The 21,641-nt window shown below is 73.8% G+C and carries 19 protein-coding genes and 2 tRNA genes; 9 read left to right on the forward strand and 12 right to left on the reverse strand.

Annotated elements, in window-relative coordinates; genetic code table 11:
• Positions 1–212: 212 nt before the first annotated feature.
• On the forward strand, positions 213–2,147 hold the full coding sequence (locus ADK55_RS39405) for an SPFH domain-containing protein (protein ID WP_234349832.1): 1,935 nt from the start codon (positions 213–215) through the stop codon (positions 2,145–2,147).
• Here ADK55_RS39405 and ADK55_RS38250 read toward each other — a convergent pair.
• Positions 2,123–2,269 (reverse strand): hypothetical protein, encoded by a 147-nt coding sequence (locus ADK55_RS38250; protein ID WP_159041240.1) that lies wholly within the window; start codon positions 2,267–2,269, stop codon positions 2,123–2,125. The two genes, ADK55_RS39405 and ADK55_RS38250, sit on opposite strands and share 25 nt — an antisense overlap.
• 116 nt (positions 2,270–2,385) lie before the next feature.
• Between ADK55_RS38250 and ADK55_RS00010 the strand changes: the two genes are divergently transcribed.
• The 3 genes from ADK55_RS00010 to ADK55_RS00020 all read left to right on the forward strand — a co-directional run bounded on the left by ADK55_RS00010 (position 2,386) and on the right by ADK55_RS00020 (position 4,932).
• Positions 2,386–2,979: a lytic polysaccharide monooxygenase auxiliary activity family 9 protein gene (locus ADK55_RS00010; RefSeq protein WP_053675003.1), complete on the forward strand. Its 594-nt coding sequence runs from the start codon at positions 2,386–2,388 to the stop codon at positions 2,977–2,979.
• Positions 2,980–3,005: 26 nt separating this feature from the next.
• Complete coding sequence (locus ADK55_RS00015; protein WP_053674631.1) at positions 3,006–4,682, forward strand: AMP-binding protein; 1,677 nt, start codon at positions 3,006–3,008, stop codon at positions 4,680–4,682.
• Positions 4,683–4,858: 176 nt separating this feature from the next.
• A tRNA-Lys gene (locus tag ADK55_RS00020) sits at positions 4,859–4,932 on the forward strand.
• A gap of 112 nt (positions 4,933–5,044) precedes the next feature.
• Here the strand turns inward: ADK55_RS00020 and ADK55_RS00025 are convergent.
• Positions 5,045–5,803 (reverse strand): IclR family transcriptional regulator, encoded by a 759-nt coding sequence (locus tag ADK55_RS00025; RefSeq protein WP_053674633.1) that lies wholly within the window; start codon positions 5,801–5,803, stop codon positions 5,045–5,047.
• A gap of 247 nt (positions 5,804–6,050) precedes the next feature.
• Here ADK55_RS00025 and ADK55_RS00030 point away from each other — a divergent pair, with 247 nt between their 5' ends.
• The 3 genes from ADK55_RS00030 to ADK55_RS00040 all read left to right on the forward strand — a co-directional run bounded on the left by ADK55_RS00030 (position 6,051) and on the right by ADK55_RS00040 (position 9,688).
• A complete protein-coding gene (locus ADK55_RS00030) occupies positions 6,051–7,178 on the forward strand; it encodes an LLM class flavin-dependent oxidoreductase (RefSeq protein WP_053674635.1) in 1,128 nt (375 codons plus the stop codon).
• Between the two features lie 252 nt (positions 7,179–7,430).
• Complete coding sequence (locus ADK55_RS00035) at positions 7,431–9,137, forward strand: glycosyl hydrolase family 18 protein (protein WP_053674637.1); 1,707 nt, start codon at positions 7,431–7,433, stop codon at positions 9,135–9,137.
• A gap of 119 nt (positions 9,138–9,256) precedes the next feature.
• Entirely contained in the window at positions 9,257–9,688 is a 432-nt protein-coding gene (locus ADK55_RS00040; protein ID WP_053674638.1) for a PPOX class F420-dependent oxidoreductase, read from the forward strand.
• A gap of 10 nt (positions 9,689–9,698) precedes the next feature.
• Here the strand turns inward: ADK55_RS00040 and ADK55_RS00045 are convergent, their stop codons facing one another.
• The gene (locus ADK55_RS00045; protein ID WP_053674640.1) at positions 9,699–11,477 is read right to left on the reverse strand and encodes a putative bifunctional diguanylate cyclase/phosphodiesterase; all 1,779 of its coding nucleotides are present in this window, start codon (positions 11,475–11,477) and stop codon (positions 9,699–9,701) included.
• A 439-nt stretch (positions 11,478–11,916) separates the two neighbouring features.
• Here ADK55_RS00045 and ADK55_RS00050 point away from each other — a divergent pair, with 439 nt between their 5' ends.
• Positions 11,917–13,152 (forward strand): M6 family metalloprotease domain-containing protein, encoded by a 1,236-nt coding sequence (locus tag ADK55_RS00050; RefSeq protein WP_053674641.1) that lies wholly within the window; start codon positions 11,917–11,919, stop codon positions 13,150–13,152.
• Between the two features lie 76 nt (positions 13,153–13,228).
• On the opposite strand, the gene ADK55_RS00055 is transcribed toward ADK55_RS00050, so the two are convergent.
• The 8 genes from ADK55_RS00055 to ADK55_RS35660 all read right to left on the reverse strand — a co-directional run bounded on the left by ADK55_RS00055 (position 13,229) and on the right by ADK55_RS35660 (position 19,482).
• Positions 13,229–13,302 (reverse strand) — tRNA-Lys (locus ADK55_RS00055).
• Between the two features lie 11 nt (positions 13,303–13,313).
• Positions 13,314–13,874: a bifunctional DNA primase/polymerase gene (locus tag ADK55_RS00060; RefSeq protein ID WP_053674643.1), complete on the reverse strand. Its 561-nt coding sequence runs from the start codon at positions 13,872–13,874 to the stop codon at positions 13,314–13,316.
• 163 nt (positions 13,875–14,037) lie between these two features.
• Positions 14,038–14,385, reverse strand: a complete 348-nt coding sequence (locus ADK55_RS00065) for a hypothetical protein (RefSeq protein WP_053674645.1) — start codon at positions 14,383–14,385, stop codon at positions 14,038–14,040.
• Positions 14,386–14,467: 82 nt separating this feature from the next.
• Positions 14,468–15,025: an NADPH-dependent FMN reductase gene (locus ADK55_RS00070; RefSeq protein WP_053674647.1), complete on the reverse strand. Its 558-nt coding sequence runs from the start codon at positions 15,023–15,025 to the stop codon at positions 14,468–14,470.
• 147 nt (positions 15,026–15,172) lie between these two features.
• Positions 15,173–16,501: an AAA domain-containing protein gene (locus ADK55_RS00075; protein WP_053674649.1), complete on the reverse strand. Its 1,329-nt coding sequence runs from the start codon at positions 16,499–16,501 to the stop codon at positions 15,173–15,175.
• Entirely contained in the window at positions 16,498–18,075 is a 1,578-nt protein-coding gene (locus ADK55_RS00080; RefSeq protein WP_053674651.1) for a hypothetical protein, read from the reverse strand. The genes ADK55_RS00075 and ADK55_RS00080 overlap by 4 nt, the downstream gene beginning before the upstream one ends.
• On the reverse strand, positions 18,063–19,235 hold the full coding sequence (locus ADK55_RS00085) for a hypothetical protein (RefSeq protein WP_107089073.1): 1,173 nt from the start codon (positions 19,233–19,235) through the stop codon (positions 18,063–18,065). The genes ADK55_RS00080 and ADK55_RS00085 overlap by 13 nt, the downstream gene beginning before the upstream one ends.
• Positions 19,162–19,482, reverse strand: a complete 321-nt coding sequence (locus ADK55_RS35660) for a phosphatase PAP2 family protein (protein ID WP_078998298.1) — start codon at positions 19,480–19,482, stop codon at positions 19,162–19,164. Before ADK55_RS35660 ends, ADK55_RS00085 begins: the two co-directional genes overlap by 74 nt.
• A gap of 132 nt (positions 19,483–19,614) precedes the next feature.
• Here ADK55_RS35660 and ADK55_RS00090 point away from each other — a divergent pair, with 132 nt between their 5' ends.
• A complete protein-coding gene (locus ADK55_RS00090) occupies positions 19,615–20,211 on the forward strand; it encodes a histidine phosphatase family protein (RefSeq protein ID WP_053674656.1) in 597 nt (198 codons plus the stop codon).
• A gap of 92 nt (positions 20,212–20,303) precedes the next feature.
• Here the strand turns inward: ADK55_RS00090 and ADK55_RS00095 are convergent, their stop codons facing one another.
• On the reverse strand, positions 20,304–21,626 hold the full coding sequence (locus tag ADK55_RS00095; RefSeq protein ID WP_053674657.1) for a hypothetical protein: 1,323 nt from the start codon (positions 21,624–21,626) through the stop codon (positions 20,304–20,306).
• Positions 21,627–21,641: the final 15 nt, after the last annotated feature.

Consider the following 21,641-nt stretch of genomic DNA (forward strand, 5'->3'; position numbering starts at 1 on the left):
CCGCGCCCCCCCCCCCCCCCCCCTCCCCGCCCCGGGCCGCCGCCGGGGCCCGGAGGCCGGGCCCCCCGCCGGCCCCGCCGGAACCCCGCGGGGGAGAGGCGGCCGACGGCGCGGCCTCCCGGTACCCGGGCGACCTGCCCGCCCCGGCCCGACACCCGTGGGCCTCGCACCCCGGCGCCCCGATCCCCCCGGTCGACCCCGCGCCCCGGACCGTGACCGCCGTTCCCGCGCCCGGCGCCGCCGACCGCGCCGACGAGTCACCCGCGTACGCCTCGGCGCCCCGCCCCCACCCGGCGCACGCCGCCGACCGGCCGGCCGACGACACGCACGCCCGCCCGGCCGTGCCCGAGCCGATGCTCCCGACGCCGCACCCGGCGTTCGCACGGCCGGCGTTCGCCCACGCGGGTCCGCCCGCGGCGGCCGACCCGGGCGCGGGGGAGCCGGGTGCGGGGGAGCCGTACCCCCGCCACGCCCGGCCGGAGCCCGTGGCGGCCCCGCCGCCCGTGCCGGAGTACCGCGGCTCCGTTCCCGTCGAGCCGGAGCGCCGCCCCCTGCGCGCCGCCGCGCCGGAGCCGGCGGCGTACCCGACGCCCGCCCAGGGTCACCCCGCCGACGCTCCGGACACCGCCCCGCCGGCGTGGCCCGCCCGCGCGGACTCGGCGACCCCGTACCCGCAGCCGCCCCGGGACGCCCCTGCGAACCACGCGCCCGGGACCCCCGAGCCCCCGGTCGTGCCGGCCTCCCCGGCCGAGGGACCGACCGGGGAAGCCCAGGACGCGGTGCCGGCCGCACGCGCCGAGGTGGACGCCCCGGCGGACGCCCCGCGGCCCCGGCCCGTGACGGACCGCCGGCCCGCCCCGGCCCCGGAACCCCGGCCTCCGGCCGCCCTCGCCCCGACCCCCGGCCCGGGCGTGGCCGGCCACCCGCAGGACGAGCTCTGGCCGCCCGCCGAACCCGTCGTGCGCACGGTCCCCGGACCGGACGTGGCCGGCGTCGCGGCGGACGGCGTCGCCGATCTCGTCGCCCGGGCAGTGGCCCGCGGCATGGCGGACGCCGACGAGGACGACACCCGGGACCTCCCCCGGCTCCGTCCCGCCCAGGGGGCCTCGGCCACCGCGGTGCCCGTGCACCTGCCCTTCCTCGGGCAGACGCCCACGGGGCCCCCCGTTCCGGCCGGGGACCCGGCCGCACGGCGGTCCGGGCACGCGGCCCCCGCGTCCCGCCCCGCGGCCGGCCGTCGTGTCCCCCGGGGCGACGACCGGCTCCGCGAACACCGCGGACCCGTACTGCCCGGCTGGATCGCCGTGGCCGTCGGCGGCCTCGCGCTGGCCGGCTGCTCGGCGGTGCTCTGGCGGGCCGGCGCCGTCCCCGACGCCCTCGCCGCCGGCTTCGGCGCGGCCCCGCGCGCCTACCAGGGGCTGCGCGCGACCCACTGGCCCCCGCTCGCCTTCCTCGGCATCGTCACGCTCCTCGCACTGGGCGGGCTGGGCCGCGCCAAGGCCGGCCACGCCTGGGTGCTGACCCTCTTCGGCAGCTACCGGGGCACGGTCCGCCGTACCGGCCTCACCTGGGTCAGCCCGCTGCTGCTGCGCCGGCGGGTGGACGTGCGGCTGCGCCACTGGCGCAGCGACCCCATGCCCGCGGTGGACTCGGGGGGCCTCGCCCTCCAGGTGGTCGTGCAGGTCGTCTGGCAGGTCAAGGACACGGCCCGCGCCACCCTCGCCGTCGGGGACCACACGGAGTACCTGGCCGAGCAGGTCGAGTCGGCCATGGCCCGGGTGCTGTCCCAGCTGCCGGCCGACGCCTTCCACGACGACGCCCCGACGCTGCGCGACGCCGAGGCGGTCGGTGACGCGCTGACCCGCCTGCTGGCGGCCGAGACCGAGGCCGTCGGCGTGGAGGTGTTCTCCGCCCAGCCCACCCGGATCGAGTACGCCCCGGAGGTGGCGGAGGCCATGCGGCGCCGTCGGATCGCGGCGATCGACGCCCGGCATCGGGATGCCGTGCTGTCCTCGGTCGTCGACGCGGTCGACGACACGGTCCACCGGCTCACGTCACGGGGGATCGTCGAGCTGGACGACTACGAGCGCAAGGCCCTGGTGAAGGACCTCACCGTGGCCTTCTACACCGGCCGCTCCGACCAGTAGCGGCGATCGGCGGCCGAGGCGCGGGAGAAGACGGCGGCGACGCGGGAGCGGACGACGAGCGACGCGGGAGAACGGGTGGCCGGGAACGACCGGACCACCCGTTTTCCCATTGGTATAGACATGGCCAACTCTCGTCAATAATCTGGGACTTGGTCTAGACCTGGAAACCATCCCCACGCGTGCGCACGCTCTCGCCAGACTCCCCCCACGTCCAAGGAGCATCATGCGTTCCTTCCGCATGCCCAAACGAGCCGGCGTCACGGCCCTCGGTCTCGGCCTCGTCGCCGGCGCCACCCTCCTCGGCACCCCCACCGCCAGCAGTCACGGATACACCGACACCCCCATCAGTCGCCAGAAGCTCTGTGCCAACAAGACCGTCTCCAACTGCGGCCAGATCCAGTGGGAACCGCAGAGCGCCGAGGGCTTCAAGGGCTTCCCGGCCGCCGGACCGGCCGACGGGAAGATATGCGCGGCCGGCAACGCCCAGTTCGCCGAACTCGACGACCAGCGCGGCGGGACCTGGCCCGCCACCCGCGTCAACAGCGGCCAGAGCTACGGCTTCCGGTGGCAGTTCACCGCCAACCACTCCACCACCGACTTCAAGTACTACGTCACCAAGAACGGCTGGGACCCCACCAAGCCGCTCACCCGGGCCGCCCTCGACCCCCAGCCCTTCCTCACGGTCGCCTACAACGGCGCCCGCCCCGCCATGACCACCGTCCACCAGGGCGCCATGCCGAGCGGGAAGACCGGTCGGCACATGATCCTGGCGGTCTGGACCGTCAACGACACCCCGATGGCCTTCTACTCCTGCTCCGACGTTCAATTCTGACGTAACGTCAGCTAACCTCCGGCGGCATGCGGACGACGACCACACCCGACACCGTCGCGGAGCTCATCGCGCGCCAATGGGGCGACCACCGGCCCGGGCTGAAGCACGAGCACGCCGTCCTCAGCCGCCACCGGACCGCCCAGGAGGCCGCCGCGCGCGCCGCGCTGCTCGTCGACCTCCTGCCGCCGGAGGCCGAGCCGCACCTGGGAGTGCTGCTCGACAACACCCCGGAGTTCCCGTTCTGGCTCGGCGCGGCGGCCCTCGCGGGGGCCGCCGTCGCCGGGATCAACCCGACCCGGCGCGGCCCCGAACTGGCCCGCGACATCCTGCACACCGACTGCCGGATCCTCGTCACCGAGCGCGCCCACCTGCCGCTGCTGCGCGGCCTCGACCTGCCGGGCGTACGGATCCTCGTGACCGACACCGAGGAGTACGCGCGACTGCTGGCGCCCTACGCGGGAGCCAAGCCGGGGGAGGCCGTACTCTCCGGCGGCCCCACCCCCGCCTCCCGGATGCTCCTCTACTTCACCTCCGGCTCCACCGGCGCCCCCAAGGCCGCCCTCTGCACCCAGGGCCGCCTGGCCGCCGCCGGAACCGCGCTGGCCCGCCGGTTCTCGGTCACCCCCGACGACGTCCACTACGTCTGCATGCCGCTCTTCCACGGCAACGCGGTCATCGCCGACTGGCTGCCGGCGCTGGCCGGCGGCGCGTCCGTGGCCCTGAGGCGGCGCTTCTCGGCCTCCCGGTTCCTGGACGACGTACGGGCCTACGAGGCCACCTACTTCACCTACGTCGGCCGGGCGATCCAGTACCTCCTGGCCACCGAGCCCCGCCCCGACGACCGCGCGCACACCCTGCGGCTCGGCTTCGGCACCGAGGCCGGCGCGGTGGACGCCGCCCGCTTCACCGAGCGGTTCGGGGTCCGCCTGGTGGAGGGCTACGGGGCCACCGAGGGCGGCGCGTCCGTGGTCCGCACCCCCGACACCCCGCCGGCCGCACTGGGCCGCGCCGGCGCCGGGGACGACCTCGCGGTCGTCGACCCGCAGACGGGCAGGCAATGCCCGGCGGCCGTCCTCGACGGCTCGGGCCGCCTCCTCAACGGCCGCGAGGCCATCGGGGAACTCGTCAACCGAGGTCGCGGCCTCTTCGAGGGCTACTGGCGCAACCCCGACGCCGAGGCGGCGCGCACCCGCGACGGCTGGTACTGGACCGGAGACCTCTTCTTCCGGGACGCCGCCGGATTCCTCTACTTCGCGGGCCGCACCGACGACCGACTGCGGGTCGACAGCGAGAACCTCGCCGCGGCCGTCATCGAGAACGTCCTCGCCCGATGGGAGGACGCGGCGGCCGTGGCGGTCTACGCCGTGCCGGACGAGGTCGCGGGCGACCAGGTGATGGCGGCCGTCGCCCTCCGCCCGGGGGCGACGTTCTCCCCGTCGGCGTTCGCCGCGTTCCTCGCCGCGCAGCCCGACCTGGGCACGAAGATGCCGCCGCGCTACGTCCGGGTGGTCCCCGAGATGCCGACGACGGCGACGAACAAGGTCCACCGCGTGGCCCTGCGCCGCGCCGGCTTCCGCTGCCCGGACCCGGTCTGGTGGTCCCCGCCGGGCGAACCGGGTTACCGGCCCCTGGACGCCCAGTCCCTGGCCGCCCTGCTGTCCTCCTACGAGGCCCAGGGCCGGTCCGACCTCCTGGACCGCTGACCCGGGCCCCGCGACCACCCCGAGGGTGTGGCCGGCGTCACCGCCCCCGGGCCGCCCCGCCGGGGGCCCATGGCGCGGCCCGGACCCCGGGGTCGGCGTGAGCGCGGGGTCCTCGCGCACCTCGGGGGTAATGGTTTTGAGCACTCCCGGGGACCGGGTAGTATTTTCTCTGTCAGGCGCCGCTAGCTCAGTTGGTTAGAGCAGCTGACTCTTAATCAGCGGGTCCGGGGTTCGAGTCCCTGGCGGCGCACTTGTACTTCGGGCGGTTTCCGGTTCACCGGGAACCGCCCGAAGTGGTTTCCGGGCCCCGGCGCAACGGCCCGAGCGGCCTTCGGGGTGTTCGTCCCCGGGTGCGCGGCCCGTCAGAGCGTGAGCGACAGCAGCAGCGGCGCGGCCTTCCGGTTCAGCGTCTCCGCCGCGGCCCGCAGCCGGTGCGCGTGCTCGACCGGCATCGACAGGGCCAGGCAGCCCACCGAGGCGCCGGCGGTGATCGGTACCGCCGCGCAGACGGTGCCCACGGCGTACTCCTGGAGGTCCAGCACGGGCACGGTGGCGGGCTGGCTGTCCAGCTTGGAGAACAGCACGCGCTCGTTCACGATCGTCTTCGAGGTCAGTCGGGCGATCTTGTGCCGGGACAGGTGGTCCCGTCGACCGTTCTGGTCGAGCTGGGTCAGCAGGCACTTGCCGACCGCGCTGGCGTGCGCCGCCGAGCGGAAGTCGACCCACTCGTGCACCTTCGGGGTGCGCGGACTGTCCGCGAACTGGGTGATGCGGACCTCGCCGTCGACGTAGCGGCTGATGTAGACCGCCGCTCCGACCGAGTCCCGCAGTCGGTCCAGGGTGTCCTGGAGCTTGTCCTGGAGGGCCTGCTGCCGGTCGACGCCGGAGCCGAGGAGGACGAGGGAGTCCCCTATGGCGTAGGCGCCGTCGGAGACCTGGAGCACGTACCCCTCCCGGCGCAGCATGAGCAGCATCGGGGACAGGTGGGCCGAGGGCAGGCCTGTCTCACGCGCTATCTGCGCGTCGGTCACACCGCCGGTGTGCCGGGCGATCGTTTCGAGTACGCGAAGGGCGTACTGCACCGAATGGAACGGCGCGATCGGCTCGGGCTTCAGCGCCACGGTTTTCCCCCTACCAGGTTGTTACCGCTTGCTCCCCCACGATAGCCATCAAGAGGCTTGTGTGGAGCGCCTGTTGAAGAGATTGATGGCTCAATCAAGTCCCTCTGCCTGGACCTACCCGCCTGGCATATGCCAGAGGCATGGCCGACTCGGCGGCCCGTCGGGAATGCCCCGGCCCCCTCGATGGTTCGAATTCCTCGTACGGACATGCAGGAAGCCGCGAGGGCCGCACGGGACGGGAGCGACGATGAATGACGCCGGGGACGAGGGAATCAGGGCAGCCGGGACGGGAGGCACCGCGGATCCGATCCGGGGGACCGTACGGGGGAGCGCGCCGGTCCCGCTCTCGGTGCTGGACCTCGTCACCGTCGGGGCCGGCAGCACCGCCCAGGCGTCGCTGCGCACCAGCGTGGCGATCTCCCGGCTGGCCGAATCCCGGGGGTTCCACCGGCACTGGGTGGCCGAACACCACTCCATGCCCGGCGTGGCAAGCTCCTCCCCGGCGGTGATCCTCGCCCACCTCGCCGCCCACACCTCCCGGATACGGCTCGGCTCGGGCGGGGTCATGCTGCCCAACCACGCCCCGCTGGCCGTCGCCGAGCAGTTCGGCACCCTGGAGGCCTTCGCCCCGGGCCGGATCGACCTCGGACTGGGGCGCGCGCCCGGCACGGACCCCCGTACCGCGGCCGCGCTGCGCGGAGCCGGACGGGCGGACGCCGCCGCCGACGGATTCCCCCGGCAGCTGGGGGAGCTGATCCGCTTCCTCGACGACGACTTCCCCGACGGACACCCCTACGCCCGAGTGCACGCCGTGCCCGGCCCCGTGCAGGGCCCCGCCGGTCGACCGCCGATCTGGTTGCTCGGCTCCTCCGGTTTCAGCGCCCGCCTCGCCGGCGAGCTCGGCCTGCCCTTCGCGTACGCCCACCACTTCTCGGCGGCCGGCACGATTCCCGCGCTGGACCTGTACCGGCAGAGCTTCCGACCCTCGGCCGTGCTCGACGCCCCCTACGCCCTGATCGGCGCCGCGGCCCTGGCCGCCGACACCGACGAGGAGGCCCGGGCGCAGGTGCTCACGGGCGCGCTGTCGATGCTGCGGCTGCGCGGCGGACGACCCGGGCTGGTCCCGACGCCCGAGGAGGCGGCCGCGTACCCCTTCTCGCCGCTGGAGCGGGAGTTCGTGGACGGCTGGCTCGCGAACATCGTCCACGGCACCCCCGACGAGGTCCGCGAGGGACTCGACGACCTGGTGAAGCGGACGGGCGCGGACGAGCTGATGCTGACCGCCAACGCCCATGGCGGGGAGGCCCGGTTGCGATCGTACGGGCTCATCGCAGATGCGTACGGCATGCCGACGCAGGACTCGAACCCCGCCTGAGCGCACAAGAACGGGGTTTGGCTGGTTTGTTGCCAAAACCTTGCCCGCACATGGCTTAGTGCAGCCTTAAACCGCTCGTCACCCGGGGTGGCGAGCGGTTCTGCGTATGCCCTCAGGTCTCTGACGAGGCCTTTTGGCGCCTGAGTGGTCTAGTCCTTCTTTGGTCCAAACCATTGACTGGGGGCCGGGGTGATCGCTATCACTTCTCTCACCTGAAGCTGATGCCCCCCTCCCACCCCCCGGAGTCAGTTCATGCACATCCGTAAACCCCTCGTCGCGGCCGCCGCCACGGCCGCGCTGGCAGCCGGAGCGCTGGCCGGCTTCGCGGGCCTCGGTACCGCCCAGGCCGCGGGTTCCGCGAGCACGGCGAGCGCCGGCGGCGTGAAGATCGCGTACTACGACCAGTGGAGCGTGTACGGGAACGCCTTCTACCCGAAGCACCTCGACACCCGCGGCATCGCGGGCAAGCTGGACGTGATCAACTACTCGTTCGGCAACATCCACCCCACCAACCTCACCTGTTTCGAGGCGAACAAGGCGGCGGGCGACGACAACAACCCCAACGCCGGTGACGGCGCGGGCGACTCGTACGCGGACTACCAGAAGTCCTTCAGCGCGGCCGACAGCGTCAGCGGGGTCGCCGACAAGTGGGACCAGCCGATCGTCGGCGTCTTCAACCAGTTCAAGCAGTTGAAGGCCAAGTACCCCCACCTGAAGATCAACATCTCGCTGGGCGGCTGGACCTACTCGAAGTACTTCAGCGACGCGGCCAAGACCGACGCCTCCCGCAAGAAGCTCGTGTCGTCCTGCATCGACCAGTACATCAAGGGCAACCTGCCGGTCGAGGGCGGCTACGGCGGCCAGGGCGTCGCGGCCGGCATCTTCGACGGCATCGACATCGACTGGGAGTACCCCGGCTCCTCCGGCGGTCACCTGGGCAACCACTACGCCCCCGAGGACAAGCAGAACTTCACGCTCCTGCTCAAGGAGTTCCGCAGCCAGCTCGACGCCTACGGCGCGGCCAACGGCGGCAAGAAGTACCTGCTGACCTCCGCCCTCCCGGCCGGCCAGGACAAGATCAAGTACATCGAGACGGACAAGATCGGCGCGTACCTCGACTACGCGAACATCATGACGTACGACATGCACGGCGCCTGGGACAGCGACGGCCCCACCTACCACCAGTCCCCGCTGTACTCCCCGGCCGGCGACCCGACCGACCCGATCGCCCCGGGCACCCAGAAGTACAGCATCGACAACGCCATCGACTCCTGGATCGACGGCAACCCGGCCTACGGCATCACCGGCGGCTTCCCCGCCAACAAGCTGACCCTGGGCTACGAGTTCTACTACCGCGGCTGGAAGGGCGTCCCCGCCGGGGCGAACAACGGCCTCGCCCAGTCCGCGACCGGTGCCTCCGGCGCCCGGCCCACCAGCCAGCAGGCCGGCATCGCGAACTACAAGGAACTCGGCGGCCTCGTCGACAACCCGGCGAACACCTTCTGGGACGACCAGGCCAAGGCCTCGTACTTCTACAAGGACGGCGAGTTCTTCACCGGCCTCAACCAGAAGTCCATCCAGGCCCGGGTCGACTACGGCAAGCAGCGCGGCCTGGCCGGCGCGATGATGTACTCCCTCCTCGGGCTGGACAACAACACCACGCTGCTGAACCAGATCTCGGACGCCCTCGGCGGCACCACCCAGCCGCCGACCACCCCGCCGACCACACCTCCGACCACTCCGCCCACGACCCCGCCGACCACGCCCCCGACCACGCCTCCGACGACGCCGCCCACCGGCTGCGGTTCGGTCCCGGCGTACGTCGCGGGCACGGTCTACACCGGCGGCACCGAGGTCTCCCACAACGGTCACAAGTGGAAGGCCCAGTGGTGGACGCAGAACGAGGTGCCCGGCTCCACCGGTGAATGGGGTGTCTGGAAGGACCTCGGCGCCTGCTGATCCCCCCACCCCGCGCCGAGCGCCGGCCGCCCCCGCCCCCTCCCGGGGCGGGGGCGGCCGTGTTCCGCGCACCGGCGCGCCGGGAACAACCCCCGACCGGTCTCGGGTTGACTCCGGACATGACTGCCACGCCATTCGAACCGCGCGCGCTGCTCGCGGGGAGCCGACTCGGTGTCCTCGCCACGATCAAGTCGAGCGGCCTCCCCCAACTCTCCCCCGTGATGCCCTTCTACGACAGCGAGTCGGGCCTGCTGCACGTCTCGATGACCGAGGGGCGGGCCAAGACGGCGAACCTGCGCCGCGACCCGCGAGCCGCCCTGGAGGTCACCGCCCCCGACGGCCGCTCCTGGGCCACCGCCGAGGGGCCCGTGACGCTCGTCGGCCCGGGCACCGACCCGCACGGCCCCGAGGTCGACGCGCTGGTGGACTACTACCGCCTCGCCGCCGGCGAACACCCGGACTGGGAGGAGTACCGGTCGGTGATGGTGTCCGACCGCAGGGTGCTGATGACGATGACGGTCGAGCGCGTGTACGGCGAGAAGCTCGGCTGACCGCGCGGTCCTAGCCCTCGGCCCCGGGGCGCGAGCCGATCATCTCGGCGATCCGTTCCGGGGCCACGGCCCGCGAGTACAGCCAGCCCTGGCCCGTGTCGCAGCCCACGCGGCGCAGGCGCGCCGCCTGGCCCGCGGTCTCCACGCACTCGGCGGTGACCGTCAGGCCCAGCCGGTGGGCGAGTTGGACGAGCGCCTCGACGATGGTCTCGTCGGCCGGATTCGGGTGCGAGCCCTCCTCGTAGCGGAACCCGCGGACGAAGGAGCCGTCCAGCTTCAGCACCGACACCGGCAACCGGCTCAGGTAGGCCAGGTTCGAGTACCCGGTGCCGAAGTCGTCGATGGCGATCCGCACGCCCATGTCGCTCAGCGCCTGGAGTGCCTGCAACGGCCGGCCCGCCGAGCCCATCACCGCCGACTCCGTCAGCTCCAACTGGAGCAGTTGCGGGGCCAGTCCGGTCTCGGCGAGGATCTCCGCGACATCGCCGACCAGGTCCGAGTCCCACACCTGGCGCACCGCGACGTTGACGGAGACGAACACCGGCGCGTCACTGGGCTGTTCGATCTGCCAGCGGCGCGCCTGCCGGCAGGCGGTCCGCAGCACCCACTGTCCCAACGGGACGATGGAGCCGTCCTCTTCGGCGATCCCGATGAACCGATTCGGCGTCAACATGCCGAACTGCGGGTGGTTCCAGCGCACCAGGGCCTCCACCCCGCGCACCGTCCCGCTCTCCAGGTCCACCAGCGGCTGGTACTCCAGTCGGAACTCGTCCCGCTCCACGGCCGGTCGCAGCGTCGAGGACAGGGCCTGCCGGGTCATGCGGTGCGCGTTGCGCTCCGGGTCGAAGAGGGTCCAGCGGGCCTTGCCGTCCGCCTTCGCCCAGTACAGGGTCGTGTCGGCGGCCTGCATCAGCCCCGTCGCGGAGGTCCCGGCCGCCGCCCGCTCCACCACGCCGATCGACGCGGATACCGACAGTCGCTGACCGGCCAGGTCGAACGGCTCCTGTACGGCGTTCAACACGCTCCGCGCCAGGTCCGCGAGTTGCTCGGTACCGGTGGAGTCCTCCACCAGCAGGGCGAACTCGTCGCCGCCGAGCCGGGCCACCAGGTGCCCGCTCGTGCGCCCGTACCCGGACTGGTCGGCGCACTGCGTCAGCCGGGCCGCGACGGCCGCCAGCAGCCGGTCCCCGACCCGGTGGCCCAGGGTGTCGTTGACGGCCTTGAACCCGTCGAGGTCCAGGTAGCACAGCCCGATCCGCCCCGTGCCGCCGTGCTCGTACGAGGAGTGCTCCAGAGCGGCGGAGAGCCGCTCGAAGAACAGTGTCCGGTTGGGGAGTCGGGTCACCGGGTCGTGCATCTGGAGGTGGCGCAGCCGGGCCTGGAGGTCGCGCCGGTCGCTGATGTCGGCGACCGACAGCAGGACGTCCCCGCTTCCGGGGACCGGCCCGAGGGTGACCTCGGTCCACAGCGAGTGTCCGTCGGGGTGTTTGAGGCGGCGGGTGCAGCGCAGTCGGGCCTGCCGGCCGCGGAGCACCTCCTGGTAGGCCTGCCAGGTGCGGGCCTCCGCGGCGAGGTCCACCAGGTCGGCGGCGGACCGTTCGACGAGCGCGAGCGGTTCGGCGCCCAGCAGCGCGGCGAGTGCCTCGTTGGCGGCGACGACGTGCCCGCTGCGGTCGACGACGGCCATCGCGAGATGGGCCGCGTTGAAGGCGGCCTGGTAGTCGCGTGCCCCGGACGTGCGCGGGGACCGCGGGGCCGACGCGGTGGCCGCCGCGGGTTCGCTCGACATGCCGGGCACTGCCGGCACTGCCGGGTGACGCTCCGTAGTGGCCGATCGGATGCGGTCGGCCGCCGAACCGGTTCCCTCTGAGGTTCCGCTCACCGTTGGCTCCCGCAGTGCTCGTGAGTGTCCGTGCAGGAAAGTGTGCCGATCATAGAGGCTGCCGGACGGCCCTATCCAGCGGCGTCGCCGTACGGAGGGCGGTGGTTCGCGGTGATGACGGATCGCCGGCCGATCGACGCGTGATCGTTCCTGCGCGGCTGTGAACGCCCGGGGGTCGCAACTGATCTCCCGTGACCGGTCGTGACGTTCTGTAGGCGCGTCCGTGAAGTCCGGGGGTCACCGACTTGACGTATCGCTCACTCGTGTGGGGCAGCGGAACAGGGCATTGGTAAGACAATCACCTCAAGGTGGATGGAAGGGTACAAATCCACCACCGGAGGTCGATGTGCCGCGACAGCAGACACCCGGGGGAGTGGACCGCTCCCGCATCCGAAGTACGGCGGCCGTCGTCACTTCCATGGCGGCGCTCGCCGCGATGTCGCTCGTCGCCACCCCCGCGGCGTCCGCCTCCGGCGCCGGTCCCTGCGCGCTGACCCGTACGGCGGCGCACCACTCCCTCGGGCTGGACACCTGGAACGGCGCCTACCCCAGGCCCGAGCGCACCCTGAACGCGGTCATGGTCTTCCTCTCCTTCCCCGACCATCGCACCGCCGTCACCCCCGAGCAGCTGACCGGCGACTACTTCCCCGCCACCAGCGAGTTCTTCCAGCGGGCCTCGTACGGGCGCTTCCGGCTGGTCCCGCACCCGCGGGAGCAGTGGATCCGCATGCCCAAGCCGTCCACGGCGTACGGCATACAGCGCGACTGGGCCCCCGAGGACCGGGCGGCCTACCTGCGGGACGCCGTCGCCACCGCCGACCCCGAGGTGGACTTCAGTCAGTACGACGTCGTGTACTTCGTCGCCGACCCGGACGCGCCCGGGGTGGACTCGGACGCCACGAAGGTCGTCAACTTCGACCGGCCCATCCGGGCCGACGGCACGGACCTGCGGCGGATCGTCACCGTCTTCGAGCAGCACCCGCCGGACCGCAACGTCCTCGCCCACGAGACCGGGCACGTCTTCGACCTGCCCGACCTCTACCACCGACCGTCCGACGGCAAGGGCGACTGGGACACGTACGTCGGCGACTGGGACGTCATGGGCAGCCAGTTCGGCATGGCCCCGGACCTGTTCGCCTGGCACAAGTGGAAGCTGGGCTGGCTGAGCCCCTCCCAGGTCGACTGCGTGCGCTCCGGCTCCTCGCTGCACACCCTGCAACCGCTCGCGGAGGGCGTGCCCAACGGAGGCACCGGCGGCACCCGGCTGGCCGTGGTCCGCACCGGCCCCGGCAGCGCCATCGCCATCGAGGCCCGGGGCTCCGCCGGCAACGACGGGGACACCTGCACCGAAGGCGTCCTGATCTACCGGGTCCGCAACGAGCCGGCCTCGGGCGGCGGGCCGATCGAGGTACTGGACGGGCATCCGGGCACCGAGGCCTGCTGGGACCGGTCCGTGTACCCGCCGCTGGCGGACGCCCCGCTGGAGGTCGGCGAGACGTTCACGGTGCCGGGGGAACGGATCCGCATCGAGGTGGCGGACCGGACCCAGTCCGGCGCGTACACCGTGAAGATCACCACGTAGCCGCGCGGGCCCCGGTCCGAAGGGCATCGCGGGCACGAAAAAGGCCCCCACTCGCGTGGGGGCCTTTCTCCGTCTGTGCGCCGCCAGGGACTCGAACCCCGGACCCGCTGATTAAGAGTCAGCTGCTCTAACCAACTGAGCTAGCGGCGCTTGGTGACGAGCTAGACATTAGCATCAGGATCGGCCGAACCAAAAATCGATACCTGCAGGCGGGCGGCGTGCAGGAAGGCCCAGAGCAGCGAATCGGCGCCCGGCAGCCAGGGCCGCCGGGAGTCCGGGGCCACCAGCCAGCGGGACGGCCCCGGAGAGGGCGCCAGCGGGGGCACGGTGACCGCGTCGCCCCGGCCGTGACAGAGCGGGGCGGCCGTGGTCTCGCCCCATTCCTCCCAGGCGAGCAGCGCCGGCAGCCGCTGGGCGGTGCCCGGCGCGGCGAAGAGCAGCGTCCGGCCGCGGTGCACGGCGGCGGGCCCGGAACCGGGCCCCTCGGCCCACAGCAGGTCGAGCATGCGGCGCCCGAGCACGAGCGGGACGTTGACGACGTCGAAGGTGGTCCCGCAGGGCAGCGCGGCCGGAGCGGCGGGCCGCGCCCGCCACGCGGCGAGCGTGTCGTGGGGCAGGGCGCACGCGGAGGCGAGCCAGGCCGCGCCCTCGGAGGTGACGAGGGTCGCGGACGCGGGGGAGGTGCGGACTTCGAGGGCGGCGCAGCCTGTCAGAGTCGTCATGCCCCCAGGTCTACCGGGGGTAGCCCGACCAATCCGGGGAGTTACCGGAATCCGGGACAGGGGCGACCGGCCGGGGGTATGGTGCGCCCCGCATATGCCAGATGTGACGTGCGCCGCACCCGGATCCGGATGCGGCGCACGGCCGGCCTCGGTTCGCCAGGGCCTAGGGGCCGTCCGGGTGGCCGTCCCGCAGCAGGGTCTCGCCGAACTCGATCATCTTGACCGCGTAGTCCTCGGTCCACTCCGCCTGCTCCGCGATGGCCGCCGCGGGCAGCCGGTCGAACCGGCGCGGGTCGGCCAGCTGCGCCGCGGCGACGGCCTGGAACTCCACCGCGCGCTCCTGGGCCGCCCGGAAGGCCAGCGTCAGCTCGGTCGCACGGGTCAGCAGCTCCCGCGGGTCGTCCATCGACTCCAGGTCGAAGAAGTGCTCCGGGTCCGTTGCCACCTCGGAAGGCTCGAAGAGCAGCGGCGCGGGCCGCAACCTCCGCTCGGTGCGCTCGGGCTCTGCCATGCGTGTCCTCCTGCTGCGCGTACGTCGTCCCTTCAGGGCCACCCTCCATTGTCCAACGTCGCGCAAGAGTGCACCCGGGGTGTCAGACGCCCGCCGGCTCCTTCGCGAGCGCCGCGATGTCGTCGAACACGCCGGTGAGCCCCTCCGCGAGCCCCTCCGGAGCCTCGAATCCCTCGTCCGTGACCAGCGCGTTGATGCCGGGGACGGCCACCGACCGCTCGGTGGGCAGCATGCCCAGACGGGTCAGGACCGGGCGCAGCATCTCGGCGGCGGGTGCTCCGCCGGTCGGGCCCGCGCTGTAGCTGACGATGCCGACCGGCTTGCCCCGCCACTCGCGGTAGAGGAAGTCGATGGCGTTCTTGAAGGGGGCGGTGTAGCCGCCGTTGTACATCGGCAGGACGAACAGCACGGCGTCGGACGCGTCGATCAGCGCGCTCCACGCCAGCGTGTGCGGATGGGTGTAGATGCCGCTGGAGGCGTACTCCGGCTCGTCCAGGAAGGGCAGCGCGATCTCGGCGAGATCGATCGGGGTGACCTCGAACGCGCCGTGCTCGCGGGCCCTGCCGACGACCCACTCGGCGAGCGGGCGCCCGGAGGAGGTGGGGCGGGTCGCGGCGTAAATGACGTGCAGACGGGTCATGGGGCGTTCGTTCCTTCGGCTGTCGGTGCGGTGTGTCGGGGGCAGTCTGGTGGGTGACGTGGCCCCCCGGCAAAGCCGCGGACGGGTGAGGCGCCACAACCGGGCGGGCGCGGCCCCACCGAGGACGTCGGCGCCCGAACTCCCGCCTCAGGGCCGCCAGGCCACCCGATGCTCCGCCAGGTGCGCCAGCACCGAGTGGTTGGCCTCCCAGCCGTCCGGGAACTTCACCGTCACCCCCAGCTGTACCGGCTCCGAGGACGGATGGTCGTCCAGGAGTTCCGCTATGCCCGCCCGGGCCACCACCACACAGGCGTGCCGGTGTCGGGACGCCAGCACGCACAACCGCCCCGTCTCCAGGTGGAACGCGGTCGCGTCCGGCCGCCCCGACAGCGGGTGCAGCACCACCGTCAGGTCGAACTCCCGTCCCTGGAGCCGGTTCGCGGTGTCCACCGTCACCCCCGGGACGCCCAGCGCCGTCAGCGCCGCCCGCACGGCGGCGGCCTGGTCCCGGTGGGCGGTGCCCACCGCGATCCGGTCGGCGGTCAACGGCGCGGGGCCCGCCGACTGTTCGTCCTCCGTCACCGCACCCCGGTCCAGCGCCCGGCGCACCACCAGGGCCACCGCCCGCACCGCCTCCGGGTCGGTCCGCGGCGTGTGTCGCGCGGGCAGCTCCAGCAGGCCCCAGCCCGACTCCGCGGCCTCGTCCAACACCCGGTCCGGCCCCGAACCGTCCGAGGCGACCCCGTACGACAGCTTCCGCTCACCGGGGCCGGTGCCGCTGCGGAACCGGCTGTACGGGTAGAACGCCCGCGACACCAGCGGCGCGGCCGACGCGGGCAGCCGCCAGGACACCGGCAGCCGGTGCTGCGGCAGGTGCGGGTTGTGCGCCAGCAGGGTGGACACCGCCGAGGCGGAGGGGTCGTAGGACAGCCCGGCCCACTGCTCCGCGCCGACCACGCTGAACGGGTCGAGCTGCCCGGGGTCGCCCACGAACAGCGCCCGCTCGAACAGCCCGGCCACGGCCAACAGCGCGTCGGAACGCATCTGGTAGGCCTCGTCCACGATGGCGTGCTCCCACGGATCCGTGTCCTTCACGTACGCCCACTTCGCCGCCGTCGAGATGGTGATCGGCAGCTCGGCGAGGTCGGCCGGCTTCGCCGACAGGGTCACCGAGGGCAGCTCGCGCAGCGCCGGGTCGTAGGCGTCGCCGTCGCTGCTGTGCAGCCGGCCGACCTTCAGCCCCGGATCCTTGCCGTGCAACCGCAACACCAGGTCGTCGACCTGCGCGTTCGTCTGCGCGACCACCATCAGCCGGCGCCCGGCGGCGGCCAGCTCCCGGGCGGCCCGGACCACGAGCGTGGACTTGCCGGCGCCCGGCGGGGAGTCGACGACCACGCCCCGATCCGCGCCGTGCAGGGTGTCGTGCAGGATGGCGGCGGTCGCCCGGTCTGCGGCCGCTCCCGGATCGAAACTCACAACAGGTCCTCGGCGGTCACGGGATCGGGCGCGGGCAGGTGCGGTCGGTCGGCGCTCAGGTGCGCCGGCGGCCCGCCGTGCGTCCACGGGGTCTTCTCCGGCTCGGGCAGCCTGGGGCCGCCGCGCGCGTCGTGCTCGAACAGCGTCCAGCAGAGCCGGTCGCCCTTCTCCGGCACCGAGCCGGGAGTGGGCTCCTTGCCGCCGCCCATCTTGTCGAGCAGCCGCAGCACGATCCGCCCCGCCTCCTCGAACCGCACGAACTCGGCCGCCTGCGGGCGTCCGTCGAGCGAACGGAACACCTTCCCGCCCCCGCCGTCCGCCAGCTGCGGCCGGTCCTCGGTGTCCACCGTCACCAGCGGGCGCGGCCGCGGCCGTTTGGCCTGCGTCCACTCCATGACCACCTCGGTGACCTCGCCGGCGAAGGCCTCCCCGGACAGCCGCCGACCCGCCATCACCAGGGGGTCGTCCAGCGCCTCCTGGGCGTCGAGACGGACCTGTTCGGTCTCGCGCGTGGCCAGCTTCTGGGCGGCCGTCACCGCGTCGTCGCGGCGCGGCTGCGGGGGCTCGCCGGCCCGCACCCGGTCGCGGTGCCCGGTGTACGACCAGCGGTCGCGGGTCCAGCGCTCCTCGGTCCGTTCCCCGGCGGGCAGCGCGCGCACCAGCTCCAGCGCCCGCCACACCGCCTCCCACGTCGGGCGCATCTGGTCCGCGACGAGTTCCCGGACGTCCCGCTCGGCCCGCTCGACGGCGGCCGGATCGCCCGAGGCGCGCGCCGCGTCGTAGCGGGCCATCGCCGGGGCCAGCAGCCGGTTGTCGAAGGCGGGGTCGGTGGCCGGTCCGGCGGGCGGGACCAGCAGCCCGCCCCGCGGGTCCCGGGCCACCTCGGCGCGCAGGGCCGCCTCCGCGCCGGATTCCCCCTCCGGAGGGGCGATCCAGGCGAGCAGGGCGCCCAGGTGCTGGTCCTCCAGGTTGCTCTGGCCCGTCGCCCAGTGCCGACCGAGCAGGTCCGTCGCCGACAGCAGCATCGAGGAACCGGGCACCCGCGCCCGCTCCCCGAGGTGCGTGAACCAGCGCCCCAGCAGCGGCACCCGGGCCGGCGCCGGATACGGGTTCTCCGGGTCCTCCTCGGCCGTCCGCCGGAACCGCATCGACCGGCCGAGGAGCCGTACGTACTCCACGCCCGCCCGGCTGGGCACGATCAGTTGGGGGGCGTCCAGGCACAGCTCGGCGGCGACCTTGCTCTTGGCGCCCGTCTCGGGATCGGTCTCGTTGCGCTCGACGAGCTCGACGTCGTCCGCGTACCCGTCCACGTACGGCAGGACCAGGTCGGCCAGCTCCGCGAGGAACGTCCAGCGCAGGTCGCGGTCGCGCGGCTGCGGGACCACGAGCAGCGTCGGCTCCGCCGGATCGGTGCCGACCAGGGCGCCCAGCGGCGCCCCGGCCTCGCCGGCGGTGGTCAGCGGCACGACGACCAGCGGGCGCTCGCTCAGATGCCGGTGCCGCACGGTCGCCAGTGCCTGGGCGCGGCCCGCCCGGACCGCCTCCAGGCGCGCGAGGGTGTTCAGCAGGGGCATGCGGTCGCCTCCGGGGACGTCCGGGCGGGGACGAGGGCGAGGGCCTCGGCGCGCAGCCGCGCGGCCTGGTGCAGCGCGGCCGCGATCGGGTCCTCGGCGCGGCCCGCCCCGGAGGCCGCCGCGAGGGCCGCCTCCACGGTGGTCAGACCGCCCAGTTCGCCCCGCAGGGACCGGCCGAGCGCGGTCACCTCGTCGGAGTCGCGGGCCCGCTCCCGGCAGTGGAAGGCCAGCTCGCAGGCGGCCAGGCACTCGGGGGCGTACGCGGCGGTGACGGCGGACACCGCCTCGGTCAGTTCCTCGGCCGGCCGGGCGGGATCGAAGCAGGTCCCCTCCGGCAGGGCGGCGGCCAGCTCCTCGACGCGGGTCAGCCGCTCCAACTGGCGCCGGGTCACGGCGCGTTCGCGCCGCACGTCGACGAGTGCCGCGGTGGGCAGGTTGGAGAAGTCCTTGGGGCAGACCAGCACGACCCGGTGACCCACGGTGGAGCCGGGCAGCTTCTCCGCGGTCTTCTCCAGGGCCAGCACGTATACGGCGGCCTGCCGCGCGGCGGCGCCCACCTTCGCCGCGTCGGCGCCCCCGTCGATCATCGGGAACGACTTGATCTCCACGACGGTCCACTGACCGTCGGGGTGCACGACGACGGCGTCCGGCTCCAGGTACGCGGGCGTGCCCGCCACCTCCAAGGCCAGCATCGGGTGGTCGAGGAGCGTCCAGGTCCCGGCGGCCGTGGCCTCGCGCAGGGCCAGCGCCGTGCGGGCGGCGCGTCCCTCGGGGCCGGCGGCGGTGAGATCGGGCACCGGGGTGGCCGGCCCGGGCGGCTCGCCCCCGGCGCCGAGCCGTTCGTGGACCAGGCGCAGGAGTTCGGCCCCGCCGTCGCCCTTGACCTTGGCCTCGAAGGAGTTGCCGCGCACTATGGCGAACTGGGACTGCCCGAAGGGGGCGGGGGAGCCGAGGGCCTGCGCGAGGGCGGTCTTGTCCACCCCGGCCCCGTCGAGCAGGGCCCGTCTGCCGCAGCCCGGGTTGGCGGCGAGCGCGGCCAGCGCCCGGGCGTCGAGCGGGCGGGGCGGCACGGCGGGGCCGCGCAGGTCAGCGAGCCGCTGCCGCAGTGTCGTCGTCTGCGGTGTTCTCTGCGGAGGGCCGCCGGTCGGGTAGGAGCTCACGGGCGGAAGTGTCCCATCCGCCACTGACAATCGTGGTCTTACACCGGAAACCGGCTGTTCCCGAGCGGAACCGGCGGGCCGGGAGCAGGCCCAGACCCATCACGGCGGCCCCGGCGACGACGTCCAGGAAGTAGTGGTTGGCCGTGCCCATGACCACCAGCGCGGTGGCGGCCGGGTAGGCGATCCCCAGGGCCCGCGCGAGGGGGTGCCGGGCGTGGGTCCCATCGAGGGGGCCGCTGCCTGTCAGTCATGGGGTGCAGGACGCTTGCGCGACCGGGGGAGTTGCCCGGTGTACGGGTGATGGATGATGGACGAACGACGGAACCGCCTCGAAAGCGGGCCGATCCGTACACATCAACATGTACCGGGAGAAATTCACATGGCCCCCCGCATCCTGCTGGCCCGCCACGGCCAGACGGCGTGGTCGCAGCTCGGCAAGCACACCGGACGCACCGACGTGCCCCTGCTGGAGGAGGGCCGGCGGGGCGCGAAGCTGCTCGGAGAACGGCTGGCGCGCGAACCGTGGGCGGGCCTGCCCGGCTTGGAGGTGCGCACCAGCCCCCTGGTCCGCGCGAGCGAGAGCTGCGACCTGGCCGGCTTCGGGGCCCGCGCCGAACCCTGGGACACCCTGATGGAGTGGGACTACGGCGACTACGAGGGCATGGCCCCGGCCGAGATCCAGGCGATCCGCCCCGGCTGGCTGATCTGGCGCGACGGGGTCCCCGGCGGCGAGTCCGTCGCGGACGTCGCCGCCCGCGCCGACGAGGTCGTCGCCTGGGCCCGCTCGGCCGAACGCGACGTCCTCGTCTTCGCCCACGGCCACGTCCTGCGCACGCTCGCCGCCCGCTGGCTCGGCTTCGAGGCCTCCTTCGGCGCCCGGATCCGGCTGGACCCCACCTCCCTGTCGGTGCTGGGCTGGGCGTACGGCGAACCCGCGCTGGAACGCTGGAACGACACCGGCCATCTGGACGGCTGAGCGTCGCCGACGAAGCGTCGGCCCGGTCGGCCCGGTCGGCCCGGATCGGACCGGTCGCCCCGGATCGGACCGGCCGGGGGGTCCCGCGGGCGTCAGGCCGTCGCGTGGCGGGCCAGGAAGGCGCCGACCCGCGGTGAACGCTGCTGCGGCACCAGCGTCTTGGCCGTCCCCGCCAGTATCGACCTGACCCGGGTCGACTGGACCTCGGCGAGCAGGTCCAGCACCCGGGTGCCCGCCCAGGCGGCCTCGTCGGGCGCCCCCGCGTGCGCCAGGTTGTCGGCCAGCTCGGCGGTGTAGAGGGCCACGTTCCGGGCGAAGTGCGGGTCCTGGAGGTCCGCCGCCCGACGGGCGTGCCGGGCCGCGCGCGCGTGCTCCCCGAGCGCCGCCCAACACCGGGACTCCAAGGACTCCAACTCGGCCTCCCCGAAGAACGACATCCACTCGGGGTCCGCGCCCGCCGCGCCCCGCGAGAACTCCGTGTGCGCCCGGGTCAGCGCCTCCTCGCAGGCCCTGCGGTCGTCCAGCCCCGCCCACCCGCCCGCCTCCCGCAGGGCCAGCAGCGACAGCAGCCGGGGCGAGCCCAGCGCGCGGGCCGCGCCCCGGCCCGCCTGGGCCGCCCGCACCGACTCGCGCGGCCGCCCGCAGTCCCGGGCCAGGAACGCCATGTTGCTGAAGGCGTGCGCCTCCAGGGCGGAGTCGCCGGACACCCGGGCCGTCGCCAGGGCCTCCGCGTAGTGCGAGCGGGCGTCCTCGAAACGGCCCGAGTCGTGCGCCAGCCACCCCACCGACACCGCCAACTCGCCCGCCCCCGAGTGCAGTCGGTCCTCGGTGGACTGCCGGGTGGCGCCGGCGTCGAGCAACGCGTAGGCCGTGCGCAGGGGTTCGGCCGCCCTTCGGTACAGGGCGTCGGCCCCGTGCCGGTCGTCCAGCAGACGGATCTGACGCACGGCCTCCTCGACGGCGGCGGCCTCGGACTCGCCGGCCCGCGAGGGGAACCGGCGGGAATCGCCGAGCAGGGTGAGACCGAGCGTCGCGGCCGCCACGGTCGCGGAGCCGCCCGCCATGAACGCGCGACGCAGCACGTCGCTCTCCTTGGAACGGTGGATGAGGTGGGGGAAGGAGGGGGACGTCGGGGCGCCGCGCTGCGCGGAGCGCCCGCGCACCGCCTCACGCGGGGAGAATCCCAGGTCGGCGAGGGTGCGACCGGGGAACATGTGCAGGAACACGCGCTCGTAGGCGTAGTTGGGACAGCGGATCTCGCCGGACTCCACCCGCCCGATGTAGCGGGCGTCGCAGGAAACCGTTTCGCCGATCTCCCGTGCGGCCCGGCGGACCGAGGCCGCGAACTCGGCCGGGGAACGCGCTCCGCGCAATCGCCGGAAGGAGGAGTTGGGTGAGTGGGGGGACGCCGCCATGGACGTGGCCTCTCT

Source organism: Streptomyces sp. WM4235 (assembly GCF_001279725.1).
GTDB lineage: Bacteria > Actinomycetota > Actinomycetes > Streptomycetales > Streptomycetaceae > Streptomyces.